Origin of the sequence: Micrococcus sp. HOU01, from assembly GCF_035609305.1 — a bacterium.
Classification (GTDB): Bacteria; Actinomycetota; Actinomycetes; order Actinomycetales; family Micrococcaceae; genus Micrococcus; species Micrococcus luteus.
This window is the reverse complement of the sequence record NZ_CP141211.1, coordinates 2441991-2458993: the sequence shown is the minus strand read 5'-3', so window position 1 is coordinate 2458993 and position 17003 is coordinate 2441991. Positions and strand designations below refer to the sequence as shown.

At 73.3% G+C, this 17003-nt stretch carries 14 protein-coding genes and 1 pseudogene; 7 read left to right on the top strand and 8 right to left on the bottom strand.

The annotated features are described in order from the left end of the window. Positions 1 to 22: 22 nt before the first annotated feature. Genes SOY78_RS11280 through SOY78_RS11270 form a run of 3 tightly spaced genes read left to right on the top strand, consistent with a single transcriptional unit; the run spans position 23 to position 3619 of the window. Complete coding sequence (locus SOY78_RS11280; protein ID WP_141843801.1) at positions 23 to 805, top strand: electron transfer flavoprotein subunit beta/FixA family protein; 783 nt, start codon at positions 23 to 25, stop codon at positions 803 to 805. After that, positions 802 to 1839 (top strand): electron transfer flavoprotein subunit alpha/FixB family protein, encoded by a 1038-nt coding sequence (locus SOY78_RS11275; RefSeq protein ID WP_141843799.1) that lies wholly within the window; start codon positions 802 to 804, stop codon positions 1837 to 1839. The genes SOY78_RS11280 and SOY78_RS11275 overlap by 4 nt, the downstream gene beginning before the upstream one ends. Positions 1840 to 1891: 52 nt before the next feature. Next, the gene (locus SOY78_RS11270; protein ID WP_324701588.1) at positions 1892 to 3619 is read left to right on the top strand and encodes a cytochrome b/b6 domain-containing protein; all 1728 of its coding nucleotides are present in this window, start codon (positions 1892 to 1894) and stop codon (positions 3617 to 3619) included. Between the two features lie 133 nt (positions 3620 to 3752). Here SOY78_RS11270 and SOY78_RS11265 read toward each other — a convergent pair whose 3' ends face one another. Next, positions 3753 to 4700, bottom strand: a complete 948-nt coding sequence (locus SOY78_RS11265) for a PaaI family thioesterase (protein WP_324701587.1) — start codon at positions 4698 to 4700, stop codon at positions 3753 to 3755. Between the two features lie 60 nt (positions 4701 to 4760). Here SOY78_RS11265 and SOY78_RS11260 point away from each other — a divergent pair. Together SOY78_RS11260 and SOY78_RS11255 are read left to right on the top strand one after the other, a co-directional pair. After that, positions 4761 to 5655 (top strand): IS5 family transposase gene (locus SOY78_RS11260; protein WP_324701586.1). Its coding sequence is split into 2 segments (ribosomal slippage): positions 4761 to 5117 and positions 5119 to 5655, totalling 894 coding nucleotides; the frame shifts between segments, so codons are not numbered across the junction. A 151-nt stretch (positions 5656 to 5806) separates the two neighbouring features. After that, positions 5807 to 6940: pseudogene (locus SOY78_RS11255) on the top strand (acyl-CoA dehydrogenase family protein). Positions 6941 to 7028: 88 nt separating this feature from the next. Here the strand turns inward: SOY78_RS11255 and SOY78_RS11250 are convergent. Genes SOY78_RS11250 through SOY78_RS11235 form a run of 4 tightly spaced genes read right to left on the bottom strand, consistent with a single transcriptional unit; the run spans position 7029 to position 11485 of the window. After that, the gene (locus tag SOY78_RS11250; RefSeq protein WP_135019532.1) at positions 7029 to 8216 is read right to left on the bottom strand and encodes an enoyl-CoA hydratase/isomerase family protein; all 1188 of its coding nucleotides are present in this window, start codon (positions 8214 to 8216) and stop codon (positions 7029 to 7031) included. Then, entirely contained in the window at positions 8213 to 9010 is a 798-nt protein-coding gene (locus SOY78_RS11245) for an enoyl-CoA hydratase (RefSeq protein WP_100059002.1), read from the bottom strand. The genes SOY78_RS11250 and SOY78_RS11245 overlap by 4 nt, the downstream gene beginning before the upstream one ends. Next, positions 9007 to 9924, bottom strand: coding sequence for a 3-hydroxyisobutyrate dehydrogenase (gene mmsB / locus SOY78_RS11240; protein ID WP_135019531.1), 918 nt, complete (start codon positions 9922 to 9924; stop codon positions 9007 to 9009). Before mmsB ends, SOY78_RS11245 begins: the two co-directional genes overlap by 4 nt. A gap of 34 nt (positions 9925 to 9958) precedes the next feature. Next, positions 9959 to 11485, bottom strand: coding sequence for a CoA-acylating methylmalonate-semialdehyde dehydrogenase (locus SOY78_RS11235; RefSeq protein WP_324701585.1), 1527 nt, complete (start codon positions 11483 to 11485; stop codon positions 9959 to 9961). A gap of 179 nt (positions 11486 to 11664) precedes the next feature. On the opposite strand from SOY78_RS11235, the gene SOY78_RS11230 reads away from it, so the two are divergent. Next, positions 11665 to 12438 carry an SDR family NAD(P)-dependent oxidoreductase gene (locus tag SOY78_RS11230; RefSeq protein WP_141843793.1) on the top strand — a complete coding sequence of 258 codons (774 nt, stop codon included), beginning with the start codon at positions 11665 to 11667 and terminating at the stop codon, positions 12436 to 12438. A 21-nt stretch (positions 12439 to 12459) separates the two neighbouring features. Here SOY78_RS11230 and SOY78_RS11225 read toward each other — a convergent pair whose 3' ends face one another. Next, on the bottom strand, positions 12460 to 13017 hold the full coding sequence (locus SOY78_RS11225) for a MarR family winged helix-turn-helix transcriptional regulator (RefSeq protein ID WP_141843791.1): 558 nt from the start codon (positions 13015 to 13017) through the stop codon (positions 12460 to 12462). A gap of 78 nt (positions 13018 to 13095) precedes the next feature. Then, the gene (locus SOY78_RS11220; RefSeq protein ID WP_119217562.1) at positions 13096 to 14877 is read right to left on the bottom strand and encodes an AMP-binding protein; all 1782 of its coding nucleotides are present in this window, start codon (positions 14875 to 14877) and stop codon (positions 13096 to 13098) included. A 149-nt stretch (positions 14878 to 15026) separates the two neighbouring features. On the opposite strand from SOY78_RS11220, the gene SOY78_RS11215 reads away from it, so the two are divergent. Continuing rightward, a complete protein-coding gene (locus tag SOY78_RS11215; RefSeq protein ID WP_270618138.1) occupies positions 15027 to 16235 on the top strand; it encodes an acyl-CoA dehydrogenase family protein in 1209 nt (402 codons plus the stop codon). Here the strand turns inward: SOY78_RS11215 and SOY78_RS11210 are convergent. Continuing rightward, the gene (locus tag SOY78_RS11210) at positions 16210 to 16950 is read right to left on the bottom strand and encodes a YoaK family protein (RefSeq protein ID WP_141843787.1); all 741 of its coding nucleotides are present in this window, start codon (positions 16948 to 16950) and stop codon (positions 16210 to 16212) included. The genes SOY78_RS11215 and SOY78_RS11210 overlap by 26 nt on opposite strands. Positions 16951 to 17003: the final 53 nt, after the last annotated feature.

Sequence of the window (17003 nt, the reverse complement as noted above, 5' to 3'; positions counted from 1 at the left end):
CGCGACCCAAGGAGGAGAGGCCGTGAAGATCCTGGTGCTGGCCAAGCAGGTGCCGGACACGTGGCAGGAACGTGAGCTGAGCCTGGAGACCGGCTGGGTGGTGCGCGACGGCGCGGCCGAGCCCGTGCCGGACGAGATCAGCGAGCGCGTCATGGAGGTCGCCCTGGGCTGGCGGGACGCCGGCGCGGACGTCGAGATCGTGGCCCTGACGGTGGGCCCCGAGGACTCCTCCAAGACCCTGCGCAAGATGCTGGCCATGGGCGCGGACTCCGCCGTGCAGATCACCGACGACGCGCTCGTCGGCTCGGACGCCGTGGAGACGGCCCGCGTGATCGCCGCGGCCGTCGAGAAGGAGGGCGCCGACCTCGTGCTCGCCGGCACGCTGTCCACGGACGGCGGCACCGGCGTGGTGCCGGCCATGGTCGCCGAGCTCCTGGACCGGCCCTACCTGCCGCACGCCGAGGCCCCCGAGCTGACCGACGGCGAGCTGACCGGCACCGTGGCGACCTCGGACGCGGACGTGCGCGCCGCCGTCGCCCTGCCCGCCGTGGCGAGCCTGACGGAGAAGACCCCCGAGCCGCGGTTCCCGAACTTCAAGAACATCATGGCGGCCAAGAAGAAGCCGCTCACCGTCCTGTCCCTGGCCGACCTCGGCATCGCCGCGGGTCCGGCCGAGGCCGCCTACCGCTCCGTGATGGTCTCGGCGGACACGCGTCCCGAGCGTGCCGCGGGCGAGAAGATCACCGACGACGGCACCGCCGCCGAGCGGCTGGTGGAGTTCCTCGCGGGCCGGGGGCTCGTGTGAGCGCGAACGTGGAGGAGACCGAGATGACGACGCAGACCGACGCCGCGAACAGCGGTCAGACCGTGCTGGTGCACGCCGAGATCGGTGCAGACGGCGCGCTCCGCCCGGTCGTGGCCGAGCTGCTCGGCGCCGCCGCCACCGTGGGCGTGCCCGAGGCCGTCCTCGTGACCGGCGCGGAGGGCAGGGACGCCGCCGTCGCCCGTCTGGGGGAGTACGGCGCCACGCGCGTCCACGTCCTCGTGGCCGACGACGCCGCCACCACCCTCGGCGACGCCGCCGTGCAGGCCCTCGCCGCCGCGACCGCCCGCACCGCGCCCGTGGCCGTGCTGCTCTCCGGCAGCCCCGAGTCCCGCGCGGTGGCCGGCCGCCTGTCCGTCCGCGCCCGCGGCCCCGTGTGCGCGGATGCCGTGGGGCTGCGCTGGGCCGACGACGAGGTCATCGCCCGCCACTCCGTGTTCGGCGGCGACTACCTCAGCGAGTCCACCGGCGAGGGCGGCCCCCGGATCATCACCGTGCGCCCCGGCGCCGTCGCGGACCGAGCCCCGGCCGTCGAGGCGCCCGAGGTCGTGGAGCTGGCCGCCGCCGAGCTCGGCCCGGTGACCGCCGGCGCCCGGGTGCTCGAGGTGAACGCCCGCACGCAGAACTCCGCCCGTCCGCCCCTGCGCGGCGCGAAAACCGTCGTCGCCGGCGGACGCGGCGTGGGCTCCGAGGAGGGCTTCGCGATCGTCGAGCAGCTCGCCGACGAGCTCGGCGCCGCCGTGGGCGCCTCGCGCGCCGCCGTCGACTCCGGCTACACCGCGGCCGAGCGCCAGGTGGGCCAGACCGGCGTGATCGTGTCCCCGAACCTGTACATCGCCCTGGGCATCTCCGGCGCCATCCAGCACCTGGCCGGCATGAAGACCGCCAAGACCATCGTGGCGATCGACAAGAACGAGGACGCCGAGATCTTCGAGCACGCCGACTTCGGCGTGGTCGGGGACATCTTCCAGGTGGTCCCACAGGTCATCGAGCAGCTGCGCACCCGCCGCGGCTGAACCGGTGCGGGCGCGGTCCGCTGCGGACCGCGCCCCTCGGACGAGGAGAAGCATGCCCAAGCAGCGAATGGCCGGTTACGTCCCCCTGAAGGGCGCCCCGGCCGAGACCGAGCCCGCCCCCGCCCCGGGGCAGGACACCACGACGGCGGCCCTGGCCCCGGTGGTCGCGCCCGCCGTGCCGGTGGCGCCGTCCGCGCCGGCGTCGGGCCTCACGCCCCTGTCCGCGCGACGCCGCATGGCCGGGTACGTCCCGTTCGCCCGCGAGGCCGAGTGGCTCGGCGGTGCCCCCGCCCCGGCCGCGGGCTCGACCCCGGCCGCCGCTCCGCCGCCGCCCGCCGCCCCCGAGCCCATCGCCGCCTCCGCGTCCCCGACGCGGGCCCCCGCACCCGCGGAGACCGAGCCCGTCGTGCCGGACGTGGCGGCCGCCGTCGCCGCCGCCGCGACCGGTGCGCCCGCCGCGTCCGGGGCGGGCGCGCCCGTGGAGTCCGACCTCGTGCCGCTCGCGGAGCGGCGACGCATGGCCGGGTACGTGCCGTTCGCCCGGGAGGGGGAGTGGTTCACCGAGCTGGCTGCCGTGGGCGCCCCCACCGCGCCGGAGACGGTGGCGCAGGAGGTTGTCGCACCGGAGCAGGCCACCGCCGAGCCCGCCGCCGCGGCGCCGGCCCGGCCGGTCGTCGCCGAGCCGGCCGATGTCGAGCCGGCCGATGCGGAACCGGCCGTCGCCGCCCCCGTGGCCGCGGAGCCGGCCCCCACCGCGCCGGACACCCGTTCGGCCCCGCCTGCCTCCGCCGCGCAGCCGCCCCGGGCCGCCCCCGGGGCCGCCCCCGGTACGCCCGCGCGGACCGCGGAGACGGACGCCGCCGAGGCCACCGCCCCGTCCCGTCTGCGCAAGGCGCTGCCGGCGCTGGCCGGCGTCGTGGTGCTGGCGCTGCTCGCTGTGCTGGCCGCACGCTGGCTGCGGAGCCTGGACCCGGTGGCGGACTTCATCGCGACCTACGACGGGCACCCGGTCCTGCCCCAGGGCACCCCCGAGGGGATGCCCTGGTGGATGGGCTGGCAGCACTTCCTCAACATGTTCCTGATGGTGCTGATCATCCGGACGGGCCTGCAGATCCGCCACGAGACACGGCCTCCGGCCAACTTCACGCCGACGAAGGACGGCCTGTTCTCCGCGCGGGGCAACACCCCGAAGAAGTTCTCGCTCACCATCTGGATGCACCAGGCCCTCGACGCGCTGTGGTTGCTCAACGGCGCGATCTTCGTGGTGCTGCTGATCGTCACCGGCCACTGGGCGCGGATCGTGCCCACGGACCCGCACGTGTTCCAGCACGCCCTGTCCGCCGGCATCCAGTACCTGTCCCTGGACTGGCCCACCGAGAACGGCTGGGTGCACTACAACGCGCTGCAGATGCTCTCCTACGCGCTGGTGGTGTTCGTGGCCGCCCCGCTCGCCGCCCTCACGGGCTGGCGCATGTCCTCGTGGTTCCCCACGGAGGCCAAGGGACTGAACAAGGCGTTCCCCATGGAGGTGGCCCGCAAGGTGCACTTCCCGGTGATGGTCTTCTTCGTGGCGTTCATCGTGGTGCACGTGTTCCTCGTGGCCTTCACGGGCCTGCTGACGAACCTGAACCACATGTACACCTCGCGCGGCGGCGCCACCGACGCGTGGGGCCTCGTGGTGTTCCTCGTGAGCGTGGCGGTCACCGCCGCCGCGTGGTTCTTCCTGAAGCCCGCCTTCACGGCCCCCGTGGCCTCCCGGTTCGGCACCGTGGGCCGCTGAGCCGGCCCCACGACGGCGACGCCTCCTCCTCCCGGGACTTTCGAACGTGATGTCGGGGGAATGAGCGCTTTCGAACGTGGGATAGGGCCTCTCTCACGTTCGAAAGCGCTCGGGCGCCCGGGCGGGCGGGGCGTCAGCTCCGGGCAGCGCGGAAGGTGACCTGCACCTGGACCATCGGCTTGTCGGCCACGGGGACGCCGTCGGCGCCGACCGGCACGAGGTCCACGTCCACGAGGCGCAGGGACCGGCCGGCGTGCCGCACCCGCGTGAGGGCGACCATCTCGCCGTGGCCCGGGCGCACGAACACCACGCGCACGGCCTGGACGTCGTAGCGCTCGCGGTCCGGCATGGCCGCCTGCGCGGCGGTGACCGCCCGCAGCGTCATGGCCCCGCCGTGGACGGCGCCCGACGGGTTGGCCAGCTCCGGCTTCGGGGCGAAGCAGGCGCCGGCGGTCGTCGCGGCGGCGACGGCGGGGCGCACGTCCGGATCGGCCGTCGGCAACAACTCGGGGCGGGCGGCCAGCAGCCCCGGCATGGGCACGCGGGTCTCGGCCCCGCGGGGCAGCCGTCCGGCCCAGACGAACTCGGCCATCCGCTCCGGCGCTCCGGCCGGCACCGACTGGAACCAGCCGGTCGCCTCGACCACGCGACGCCCGTCCGCGTCCTCGAGCCACGCGCGGGCCACGCCGCCGCCCGCATCCCAGGCCAGCGGGCGGGTCCAGCACTCCAGCAGCGGGCCGTCCTCGTCCCCGGCCGTGACGGCCGCCGCGTCGAAGGCGGGCAGCGGGCCGAGCACGTTGACCTGCAGCTCGGTGGTGACCACGGCCTCGATGTCCCGGGCCGCGTGGTGCACGGCCACCGCCGTGGCGTTGTCCATGATCACGGTGGCCGCCGCGCCGGTGGGCCGACCGTCCAGGTCGAGGCACCACGGGCCGACCTCGAACGCGGCCGGGTTGAGGGCGCCGTCCCGCTCGGTCATCAGCGCGTGGCGGCGGATGCCGAACAGCTGTTCCGTGCGGCCGGAGGGGTGGGAGCGGGGGCCGGTGGGCGAGTCCGCGGTGGGGCTGGTGGTGGTCTGCACGGGGAGCACGCTAGGGCGTGTCTGAGAATAGATGCACGAGTCAGCTGAGACCCTGGGGACATGTCCCGCTTCCAGATGCTCTCCGATGCCCAATGGGAGTTGATCGCCCCGATGCTCCCGACCCGGACCGGCCGTGCCGGCAGGCCGTTCGCCGACGCCCGCACGATGGTGGAGGCGATCATCTACCGATATCGGTGCGGGATTGCATGGAGGGATCTGCCCGAGGTCTACGGGCCTTGGCAGACCGTGTGGACCTGGCACCGGCGCTTAGCTGAAGAGGGCACCTGGGATGCGGTGCTGGCGAGGCTGACCGCCGCCGCTGACGCCGAAGGCCTGATCGATTGGTCGGTCTCGGTGGACTCCACGATCGCCCGTGCGCATCAGCACGCGACGAACATCACCCGCCTCACAGGGGGATGGGTCGAACTACAGGAATCTGCATGAGGAGCCGGCCGATCACGGCATCGGGCGCTCCCGGGGAGGGCTGAGCACGAAGATCCATCAGCTCGTCGATGGGACCGGGCTGCCGCTGGTCAGCCTGATCACCCCCGGCCAGGCAGGGGACTCCCCGATGCTCCTTCCTCTTCTGGAGCAGCTGCGCGTGACCCGGCCAGTAGGGCGGCCCCGGACCCGCCCCGAGGCCGTGCTGGGCGATAAGGCGTACTCCTCCCGGGCGATCCGCACCCACCTGCGTGCCCGCCGGATCAAAGCCGTGATCCCCGAGCCGGCGGATCAGCAGGGCCACCGCAGGCGCCGCGGCTCGGCCGGTGGCCGTCCCGTGGGCCTGGACTCGCAGGCTTACAAGGGCCGGAACGTGATCGAGCGCCAGTACGCGCACCTGAAGCAGTGGCGGGGCCTGGCGACCCGGTATGACAAGTACGCGATCGTCTACCGGGCCGCCGTGGTGTTGAATGCTGTGCTCGCGTGGTCCAAACGATTGTCAGACATGCCCTAGCCCACGGCCCGGTGGCGACACGGCAAATCATTGGATGTCCTATTATCATGGTGACGACAGTCACACCCTGTCGCCGCCCGCGGTGTCACCCCCGCACCACCCCGTCGTGGACCGCCCGCGCGGCCGGCCCGAGCCCCAGGAGGACGAACCCATGTTCCCCATCACCGACGACCAGAAGGCCCTGGTCGACGCCGTCCGCGACTTGGCCGAGCAGCGCGTCGCCCCGCACGCCCTCGACTGGGACGCCGAGTAGCATTTCCCGGTGGACGTCCTCGCCGAGGCCGGCGAGCTCGGCCTGGGCGGCATCTACGTGGGGGAGGAGCACGGCGGCACCGGCCTGGCGCGCACGGACGCGATCCTGATCTTCGAGGAGCTCGCCAAGGCGGACCCGGCCTTCGCCGCCTACATCTCCATCCACAACATGGTCGCCTGGATGATCGACTCCTTCGGCAGCGACGAGCAGCGCGCCCGCTGGATCCCCGACCTCGTGGGCATGGAGCACCTGGCCAGCTACTGCCTCACCGAACCCGGCGCCGGCTCGGACGCGGCCGCGCTGAAGACCCGCGCCGTCCGCGACGGCGACCACTACGTCCTCAACGGCGTCAAGCAGTTCATCTCCGGCGCCGGCTCCTCCGGCTACTACGTGGTCATGTGCCGCACCGCGGACACGGGCGCCCGGGGGATCTCCGCCGTCGTGGTCCACAAGGACACCCCCGGCCTGTCCTTCGGCCCCAGCGAGAAGAAGATGGGCTGGCACACCCAGCCCACGCGCCAGGTGATCTTCGAGGACGTCCGCGTGCCCGTGGCCGACCGCCTCGGCGAGGAGGGCGACGGCTTCCGCATCGCCATGAAGGGCCTCAACGGCGGCCGCCTGAACATCGGCGCCTGCTCGATCGGCGGCGGCCTGGCCGCCCTGGACAAGGCCACCCGCTACCTCAAGGAGCGCAGCGCGTTCGGCGAGCCGCTCACCACCAAGCAGGCCCTCGTCTTCGAGCTCGCGGACATGTCCGTGAAGCTGGAGACCGCCCACACGATGCTCATGCGCGCCGCGGACGCCCTGGACCGCAACGACCCGGACACCGTGCGCCTGTGCGCCATGGCCAAGCTCGTGGCCACCGAGTCCGGCTACGAGGCCGCCGACACCGCCCTGCAGCTGCACGGCGGCTACGGCTACCTGCACGAATACGGCGTGGAGAAGCTCGTCCGGGACCTGCGCGTGCACCGGATCCTCGAGGGCTCCAACGAGATCATGCGCATGATCGTGGGCCGCGGCCTGATCGGCTGACGTCGGGGGCCCCACCCGGTCGCCCCACCCAGCACGGCGCCCCGCGGTCCCCACACGTGACCACGGGGCGCGGTCCGTCGGGGCGGGCTCAGCCGAGCTGCAGCGGGTCCACCCCGGACACGGGCTCGAAGTGCCCGGCCACGTCCTCGGTCGAGACGTCCTCGAGCCGGGCCGGGCTCCACGTCGGATCCTTGTCCTTGTCCACGAGCAGCGCGCGGATGCCCTCGGCCATGTCCGGCTCGCGCATCAGGTGGGTGGCGATCGTGAACTCCTGGCGCAGTGCGTCGGCCACGGTCAGGTCCGCTCCGCGCGCGGCCAGCCGGCGCTGGGCCTCGTGGGCCACGGCGACGGCGGTCGGGGACTTGGTGCGGATGGCCTCGGCGGCCTGCCCCGCGGCCTCGGCGTGCTCCCCGCCCGCGGCGGCGCGCTCGTCCAGGGCGGCGAGGACCTCGGCGGCCGTCTCCCGGTCGTAGACGTCCTCGATCCACTCCCGGCCGGCCACCAGCGCGGAGGCGGGCTGTGCGTCCTCGGCCACCGCGAACCGGGCCAGCACCTCGTCGGCGGCGGCGAAGGCGGCCTCGTCGCGCGCGCCCGCGTCCGCGGCCGGGCCGAGGGCGCCGAACGCCGCGGCGAGGGCCTGCTCGAGCTCGTCCAGCCGGGCGGACTCCACGAAGACGTCCGCCAGGCCCAGGGCCACCGCGTCGGACCCGGAGGCGTGCGCCGAGGTCGCGGCCAGGTGCCGGCCCGCCTGGAAGGGTGCGCGGGCGAGGTGGAAGGAGCCGCCGACGTCGGGGGTGAACCCGATCGCCGTCTCGGGCATGCCGGCGCGCGTCCGCTCGGTGGCCACACGGTGCGAGCCGTGCGCGGACACGCCCATGCCGCCGCCCAGGACGACGCCGTCCATGAAGGCCACGTACGGCTTGGGGTAGGCGGCGATGCGCTCGTTCATCGCGTACTCGTCGCGGAAGAACTCCTCGGCCTCCGCGAACCGCCCCGCCAGGAGGGAGGCGCGCAGGGAGACGACGTCGCCGCCGGCGCACAGTCCCTTCTCCCCGGCGCCGCGGATCAGCACGCCGCGCACGGCGGGGTCCGCGGCCCAGTCGGTCAGGGCCGCGTCGATCGCCCGGACCATGTCCTGCGTCAGCGCGTTCAGGGCGCGCGGACGGTTCAGCGTGATGCGGCCGAGGCCGTCGCGGACCTCGAGGAGCACCTCGTCCGCCGCGCCGTCCTGCCCGGCCGCGGGGGCCGTCGTCGCCGTGGTCTGCGCGTCGCTCATCGGTGCTGCCACCCCGCCTCGCGCTTCGCCGCGAACGCGTCCATGCCCTCCTTCTGGTCCGCCGTGGCGAACGCGGCGTGGAACACGCGGCGCTCGAAGGCGATGCCCTGGGCGAGCGTGGTCTCGAACGCGGCGTTGACGGCCTCCTTGGCCATCCAGGAGGCCGGCTTGGACTTGGACGCGATGGTCGCGGCCACCTCCAGCGCCTCCTCGAGGGCCTTCTCGTCGGCCACCACGCGGGAGACGAGTCCGATGCGCTCGGCCTCCTCCGCCCCGATCATGCGGCCGGTGAGGATCATGTCCATGGCCTTCGCCTTGCCCACGGCGCGGGTCAGGCGCTGGGAGCCGCCCATGCCGGGGATGACGCCGAGGTTGATCTCGGGCTGGCCGAACTTCGCGCCCTCGCCGGCCACGAGCACATCGGCCATCATGGCCAGCTCGCAGCCGCCCCCGAGGGCGTAGCCGGTCACGCACGCCACGATGGGGGTGCGGGCACGGGTGAGCCCGTCCCAGCCGGCGAACCAGTCGGCCGCGTACATCTCGGAGAACTCCTTGGTGGCCATCTCCTTGATGTCCGCACCGGCGGCGAACGCCTTGGGGGAGCCGGAGAGCAGGATCGCCCCGATCTCCGGGTCGGTGTCCAGCTCCTGTACCGCCGCGACGACGGCGCGCATCGTCGCCTCGTTCAGCGCGTTCAGGGCCTTTGGCCGGTTCAGGCGGATGTGGCCGACCCGGCCCTGCCGCTCCACGATGATCGGCGACTCGGCGCCGTCCGGGGTGGTCTGCTCGCTCATGCCTCGCTCCTGTCCGTGTGGGATGCTCGGATGTCCTCGATGATGCCGGAAAAGTCGCGGGCGGCGCCTTCTCCGGCGGCGTACTCGGCGTACTTGGCCTGCGCGAGGCGGCCCAGGTCGGCCGCCACGTCCTGCTCGTCCAGGGCCGCGAGCGCGAGCCCGAGGTCCTTGGCCATCAGGGCGCCGGCGAAGCCGGGCTGGAAGTCCCGGTTCGCGGGGGAGCCGGGGACGGGGCCGGGCACCGGGCAGTTGGTGGTCAGGGACCAGCACTGCCCGGAGGCCTTGCTCATCACGTCGTACAGGGCCTGGTGCTGCAGGCCCAGGCGCTCGCCCAGGACGAAGGCCTCGGCGACGGCGATCTGCGTGACCCCCAGCACCATGTTGTTGCAGATCTTCGCGGCCTGGCCCAGGCCGGCGGCCCCGCAGTGCACGATTCGCGCGCCCATGACCTCGAGCAGCGGCAGCACCTCGGCGTACACCTCGTCCGAGGCGCCCACCATGAAGGCGAGGGTGCCGGCCTCGGCGCCCACCTGGCCGCCCGAGACCGGCGCGTCGGCCGCCCGCATGCCCGCCGCCTCCGCCGCCGCGGCCGCCTCGCGGGCCTCGGCGACGTCGATGGTCGAGCAGTCCAGGAACACGGTGCCGGGCCGGGCGGCGGCGAGCAGGCCGCCGTCGCCGTCCTCACCCCGGTAGACGTCCAGCACCAGGCGTCCGTGGGGGAGCATGGTCAGCACGACGTCGGCCTCCGCGGCCGCCGCGGCCGTGTCCGTGACGGTCTCGACGCCGGCCGCACGGGCCTTCTCGAGGGCCTCGGGGACGAGGTCGAAGCCGAGCACGCGGTGGCCCGCGGCGGCGAGGTTGGCGGCCATGGGGCCGCCCATGTGGCCGAGGCCGAGGAACAGAACGGTGGTCATGGGGTCCTCCTGGTCGGGACGGGCTGCGGGGCGGTCAGGAGCCGGCCGGCATCACGAAGCTGGCGCCCTCGCGCACGCCGGAGGGCCAGCGTGTGGTGACGGTCTTCGTCTTGGTGTAGAACTTCAGCCCGTCCGTGCCGTGCTGGTTCAGGTCGCCGAAGCCGGAGGCCTTCCAGCCGCCGAAGGTGTAGTAGGCGATCGGCACGGGGATCGGCACGTTCACGCCGACCATGCCGGTGTCCACGCGGGTGGAGAAGTCGCGGGCGGCGTCGCCGTCGCGGGTGAAGATGGCCACGCCGTTGCCGAACTCGTGCTCGTTCACGAGCGTGAGCGCCTCCTCGTAGTCCTTCGCGCGGACCACGGAGAGCACCGGGCCGAAGATCTCCTCGCGGTAGATGCTCATCTCCGGGGTGACGCGGTCGAACAGGGTGGCGCCCACGTAGAAGCCGTCCTCGTGGCCCTCGACGACGACGCCCCGGCCGTCCTCGACCAGGTCGGCGCCCGCCTCGACGCCGGCCGCGATGTAGCCCTCGATGCGCTCCTTCGCGTCCTTCGAGACGACGGGGCCGAAGTCCGAGGACGCCTCGAGCGACGGGCCGACCCTGAGGTCCTTGATGCGCTCGCGGAGCAGCGCGATCAGGCGGTCGGCGGTCTCCTCGCCGACCGGGACGGCCACGGAGATCGCCATGCAGCGCTCGCCGGCGGAGCCGAAGGCGGCGCCGACCAGGGCGTCGGCGGTCATCTCGAGGTCCGCGTCCGGCATGACCACGGCGTGGTTCTTGGCCCCGCCGAAGCACTGCGCGCGCTTGCCCATGCGGCCGGCGTGGGCGTAGATGGACTGCGCGATCGGGGTGGAGCCGACGAAGCCGACGGCCTTGACGCGCGGGTCCTCGATGAGCGCGTCCACGGCGGCCTTGTCGCCGTGCACCACGTTGAGGGCGCCGGCGGGCATGCCGGCCTCGAGGGCCATCTCGGCCAGGCGCACCGGGACGGAGGGGTCGCGCTCGGAGGGCTTGAGGACGAAGGCGTTGCCCGCCGCCAGGGCGATGCCGGCCTTCCACAGCGGGATCATCGCCGGGAAGTTGAAGGGCGTGATGCCCACGGCCACGCCGAGCGGCTGGCGGATGGAGTGCACGTCGATGCCGGTGCCCGCGTCGGCGGTGAACTCACCCTTGAGCAGGTGCGGGGCGCCCGCGGCGAACTCCACGACCTCGATGCCGCGCTGGATGTCGCCCTGGGCGTCCGGGACGGTCTTGCCGTGCTCCTGGGCGAGCACGGTGGCCAGCTCGTCCATGTTCTCGTTGATCAGGTCGACCCAGCGCAGCAGGATGCGGCCGCGGCGCTGCGGGTTCAGCCTCGACCACGCGGCGAAGCCCTCCTCGGCGGAGGCCAGGGCGGCGTCGATCTCCTCGGCGGAGGCCAGCGGCACGCGCCCCGCCACGCCGCCCGTGGCCGGGTGGTAGACGTCGCCGTGCCGGCCGGAGGCGCCCTCGCGCCGCTCGCCGTGCACGAAGTGGGGGATCACGGGGGCGGTCTCGGTGGGCGCGGTCTTCTCGGACATGGGGGCTCCTCGCGGGTCCAGGCGGCAGGCGGACGCCGGGCGGCGCCGCCCACGGCGGGCGTGACGGGCCCGGCCGTGCGTGTGATCTGGGTTACTCTTCCGCTAATCTAGGATGAGAACGTAGGACATGCAACTATCGAACTCGGGGGGTATCCCGAGGAGGAAGGGAGGGTCCGCCCATGGACCTGTCGAACCAGAGCGCGATCGTCACCGGCGGGGCCTCGGGCCTCGGCCATGCCACCGCCCGCCGCCTGGCGGACGCGGGCGCCGCCGTCGTGGTGGTGGACCTGCCGGACCGCGAGGGCGAGACCGTCCGCGCGGACGCTGTGGCCGCCCTCGGTCCCCGTGCGCGCTTCGTGACGGGCGACGTCACCGCCGAGGGCACCGCCCGGGAGGCTGTGGCCGCCGCGCTGGAGGCCGGGCCGCTGCGGGTGCTGGTCAACTGCGCCGGCGTGGCGACGCCGGGCAAGCTCGTGGGTCGCGACGGGCCGCTGTCCGCCGAGGTGCTGAGCCGGGTCCTGGCGATCAACACGGTCGGCACCGTGGCGATGATGGCCCAGGCCGCCGCCGCGATGAAGACGCAGGAGCCGCTCGGCGAGGACCGCGGCGTCATCGTCAACACCGCGTCCGTGGCGGCCTACGACGGGCAGATCGGCCAGATCGCGTACTCCGCCTCCAAGGGCGCCGTGGTCGCGCTGACCCTGCCCGCGGCCCGCGAGCTCGCCTCCTCGCAGATCCGCGTGGTCACGATCGCCCCCGGTCTGATGGAGACGCCCATGATGGCCGGCCTGCCCGAGGCCGCCCGCGAGGCGCTGTCCACCAAGACCCCGCATCCGGCCCGCCTCGGCCGGCCCGAGGACTACGCGCTGCTCGTCGAGCAGATCGTGTCCAACCCGTTCCTCAACGGCGAGGTCATCCGGCTCGACGGCGCCGTGCGCCTCGAGCCCCGCTGAGTCGGGCGGCCGGGGAGCGCGTCAGGAGGAGGTGTGCTCCGCCGTCGCGGGCGTGCCGGCGTCGAGGCCGTCGACCTGGAAGTCGCCGGCCTCGGCGCGGAACCGGCCGAGGACGTCGATGAGGGTGTCCACGTCCGCCGGATCGAAGCCGGAACGGCCGAAGACCTCGGCGTTGAGCGTCTCCGTGGCGGCGACGGCGACGCGCCGGCCCTCGTCCGTGAGGGCGAGCACGAGCGCGCGGCGGTCCGACTCGTGGGGTGTGCGCTCCACCAGCCCGGCGGCCTCGAGCCGGTCCACCGCATTGGTCACCGAGGTGGGGTGGACCTGCAGGAGCGCGGACGCCTTGGACATCCGCATCCGCTTCTCGCGCGAGAAGTTCAGCAGCGCCAGGAGCTCGTACCGCGCGAAGGTGAGCCCGTAGGGCTTGAGCGCGGCCTGCGTCCGACCCAGCAGGATCTGCTGGGCTCGCATGATCGAGGTGATGGCGGCCATCGGGCGGGCGACGTCACCCCATCCGTGACGCTCCCAGTTCCGGGCGGCCTCCCGGATGGGGTCCTGGGCGAGGGGTGGCTTCTTCATGGCGCTCCAGACTAGCGGCGCACCGGGGGTCCCCCGCCACCGCCGGACACGGACGGGGCGGTGGCGGGGAACGGCCGGTCAGCGCTGCAGGTCCAGGTCCTCCTCCCGGAACTCGGTGCCGTAGCCGTCCGGGGCGGCGCCCGTCTGGGCGCGCTCGACCTCGGCCTTGCGCAGCTCCACGCGGCGGATCTTGCCCGAGATGGTCTTCGGCAGCTCGAGGAACTCGATGCGGCGGATGCGCTTGTACGGGGGCAGCTGGGTGAGCGTGAACTGCAGGATCGCCCGGGCGGTCTCCGCGGTGGGCTCATGGCCCGGGGCGAGGGTGACGAAGGCCTTCGGCACGGCCAGTCGCAGCTCGTCCGGGGTGGGGACGATCGCGCCCTCCATCACGGCCGGGTGCTTGACCAGCACCGACTCCAGCTCGAACGGGGACACCTTGTAGTCCGAGGACTTGAAGACGTCGTCCGCGCGGCCCACATAGGTCAGCACGCCGTTCTCGTCGCGGCGGGCGATGTCACCGGTGTGGAACACGCCGTCGCGGAACACCTCGTCCGTCTTCTCCTGGTTGCCGTAGTAGGACTTCAGCAGGCCCACCGGACGCGGGTCCAGGCGCAGGCAGATCTCGCCCTCCTCGGCCTCCTGGCCCGTGAGCGGGTCGAGCAGGGTGACGTCCATGCCGGGCAGCGGGCGGCCCATGGAGCCGATGACGACCTTCTGGCCCGGGGTGTTGGCGATCTGCAGGGTGGTCTCGGTCATCCCGAAGCCGTCGCGGATCGTGGTGCCCCACGCCTTGTGCACCTGGTCGATCACCTCGGCGTTGAGCGGCTCGCCCGCGGAGATGGTCTTGGTCGGCGGGGTCGTCAGCTGCGCCAGGTCCGCCTTGATGAGCATGCGCCACACGGTGGGCGGGGCGCAGAAGCTCGTGACGCCGTAGCGCTCCATGTTGGCCATCAGGGCCGCGGGGTCGAACTTGCGGGCGTTGTGCACGAAGATCGTGGCCTCCGCGATCCACGGGGCGAAGAAGTTGGACCACGCGTGCTTGGCCCAGCCCGGGGAGGCCACGTTGAGGTGCACGTCGCCCGGCTCCAGACCGATCCAGTAGAGCGTCGTGAGGTGGCCGACCGGGTACGAGGTGTGGGTGTGCTCCACGAGCTTCGGCTTCGAGGTGGTGCCCGAGGTGAAGTAGAAGAGCAGCGTCTCGTCGGCGGGGGTCGGCTCGGCCGGGGTCAGCTCGGTGGCGGCGTCGTCGGCGTCGTCGTAGGAGAGCACGGTGTGGCCGGCGACCTCGGGGGCGCGGCGCGCCGGGCCCTCCGCGAAGACGCCCGGCACGTGCACCAGGTGCAGGTCCTCGCCGACGCCGGCGAACTTGGCCAGGTCCTCGGCGCCGGCCACGGCCCACGCGGCGCCGGCGCGCGTCACGCGGTCCTCGAGGTCCCCGGAGGTCATCTGCGTGGTGGTGGGCACCATGACCACCCGCAGCTTGATGCAGGCGAGCATGAACTCCCACAGCTCCACCTGGTTGTTCAGCATCAGGATGAGGCGGTCGCCGCGGCGCAGGCCCTGCGCGGAGAGCCAGTTCGCCACCCGGCTGGAGGCCGCGGAGAGCTCGGCGAAGGTGCGCTCGGTGCTGCGCCCGTCGTCCTCGGCGATGATCAGCGCCGGCACGTCCGCGCGGGCCGGGTCCTGGGCCAGGCGGTCGAACCAGTCGAAGCCGAAGTTGAAGTGCTCGAAGCGGGGCCACTCGAACTCGGCGCGGGCGCGCTCATAGTCGGTCTGGCACTCGACCAGCAGGTCGCGGGCCGCGCGGAACACCTCCGTCGGTGACGGGGCGGCGACGGCGGTGGGGTCCTGGACGGTCATGGGTCCCTCCTCGGGATGGCTGCTGAACGGATCCTTGGCCGGGGGTCTGTGATCTGGAACACTACTGGCAGACCTGGATAGTTGGAAGTCCTACAGTCGGATTCGCGGCGAAACCGCCCGCCGTCGTCGGACCGCCCCGAAGGAGAGCCATGACCGCCATCGCCGACCGCCCCGTCCCCGCCTCCGGCGCGCCCGCCGTCACCCCCGGCCTGCCCCACGTGGACCTGCTGCGCCTGCGGGACCGCCTCGAGCCGGCCGAGCGTGCCCGGCTCGACGCGATCGAGGACCACCTGCAGACCCGCGTGCGGCCGCACCTGACCCGGTACTGGGACGCCGAGGAGTTCGCGTTCGACCTGCTGCCGGGTCTCGCTGAGCTGGGCCTGGGGCGCCTCGTCCTGGATGGCTCCTCCTCGCTGTTCCAGCAGCTCGTGCACGCGGAGATCGCCCGTGTGGACCTGTCCCTGTCCGCCCTCGTGGGCATCCACAACGAGCTCAACCTCGGCATGATCGCCGGCCTGGGCTCGGAGCGGCAGAAGACCACGTGGCAGGGGCGCCTCGAATCCTTCGATGCCCTGGGCGCGTTCTGCCTCACCGAGCCGGACCACGGCTCGGACATCGCCGGAGGCCTCGCCACCACCGCCACCCGCGACGGCGACGAGTGGGTCATCCGCGGCGCCAAGCGCTGGATCGGGGCCGGCACGATCGCCGACGTCGCGCTCGTCTGGGCGCGCGACACCGCCGACGGCGAGATCAAGGGCTTCGTGGTGCCCACCGACACCCCCGGCTACGAGGCCACCAAGATCAGCGGGAAGATGGGCCTGCGGATCATGCAGAACGCGGACATCACCCTGGACGTGCGCCTGCCCACGGACGCGATCCTGCCCGGCGCCACCACCTTCGCCGCCACCCGCGCCCTGCTGCGCGACTCGCGCATGTGGGTCGGCTGGCAGGGCGTCGGCGCGCAGATGGGCGTGCTGGACGTGCTGCGCTCCTACGCGCTGCGGCGGGAGCAGTTCGGCCGCCCGCTGGCCGCGTTCCAGCTGATCCAGGCCCAGATCGCCGAGGTCGCCGGCAACCTGGCCGCCTCCGCCGGGATGATGCTCCAGGTGGACGCCCTGCGGCAGGAGGGGCGGATGGAGATGATGCACGCGGCGATGGCCAAGGCCACCTCGACCCGGCTGGCCCGGTCCTCGGCGGCGCTCGCCCGCGACGCCCTCGGCGGCAACGGCCTGCTCACGGAGCACGAGATCGCCAAGATCATGGGGGACGTGGAGGCCATCTACTCCTACGAGGGCTCCTACGGCATGAACACCCTGATCGTGGGGCGGGCCCTCACCGGCGTCTCGGCCTTCGTGTGAGCCCCACGTCCCGCAGGTCCTGGATCAGCGGGCGGTGGGCGATGAGCAGCAGCACGCCGGCCACCGGGATGACCACCTCGAAGCCCAGCCAGAGGTAGCCGGCCGCGCCCGCCACCCCGCCCAGGAAGAACAGGGCCACGAGCAGCGCCAGCAGTCCCACGCGCCGCGGTTCCCCGACGACGGGGGCCGCGGCCCCGGGCGCGTTGCGGTACAGGATCTTGCCGAGCTCGACGCCGATGTCCGTGACCATGCCCGTCACGTGCGTGGTGCGGATCGGCCACGCCCCGATGCGGGTGATCAGCGCGTTCTGCAGGCCCATGGTGAAGCACAGCACGGCCACCACGACGAGCGGCCGGTGCGCATCGCGGACGTGCTCGGCGAGCAGGCCGAACACCAGCATGCCGACGCCCTCGAGCAGGAGGATGTTGGCGTACCGCGACCGGAGGCCGTTGACCCGGCCCCAGTTGAACACCAGCGCGCAGACGACCGCGCCCAGGATGAACATGGCCAGCGCGAGCAGGCCCGTGCCGACCAGACCCGGGGCGTGGAGGACCGCCGCGTCCGCCATGGACGCCACGATCCCCGTCATGTGGGACGTGTACGTGGCCACGGCGACGAAGCCCACGGAGTTGAGGATCCCCGCGATCGCGGTCAGCACCAGCGCCAGGTGGGTGTTGCGGCGCACGGTGCGCTCGGGGGCGCACAGGTTGAGCACCCCGCCACCCTACGACCGGACGCCGCCGTCGGCGCCGACGCGGGAGGCGCCGT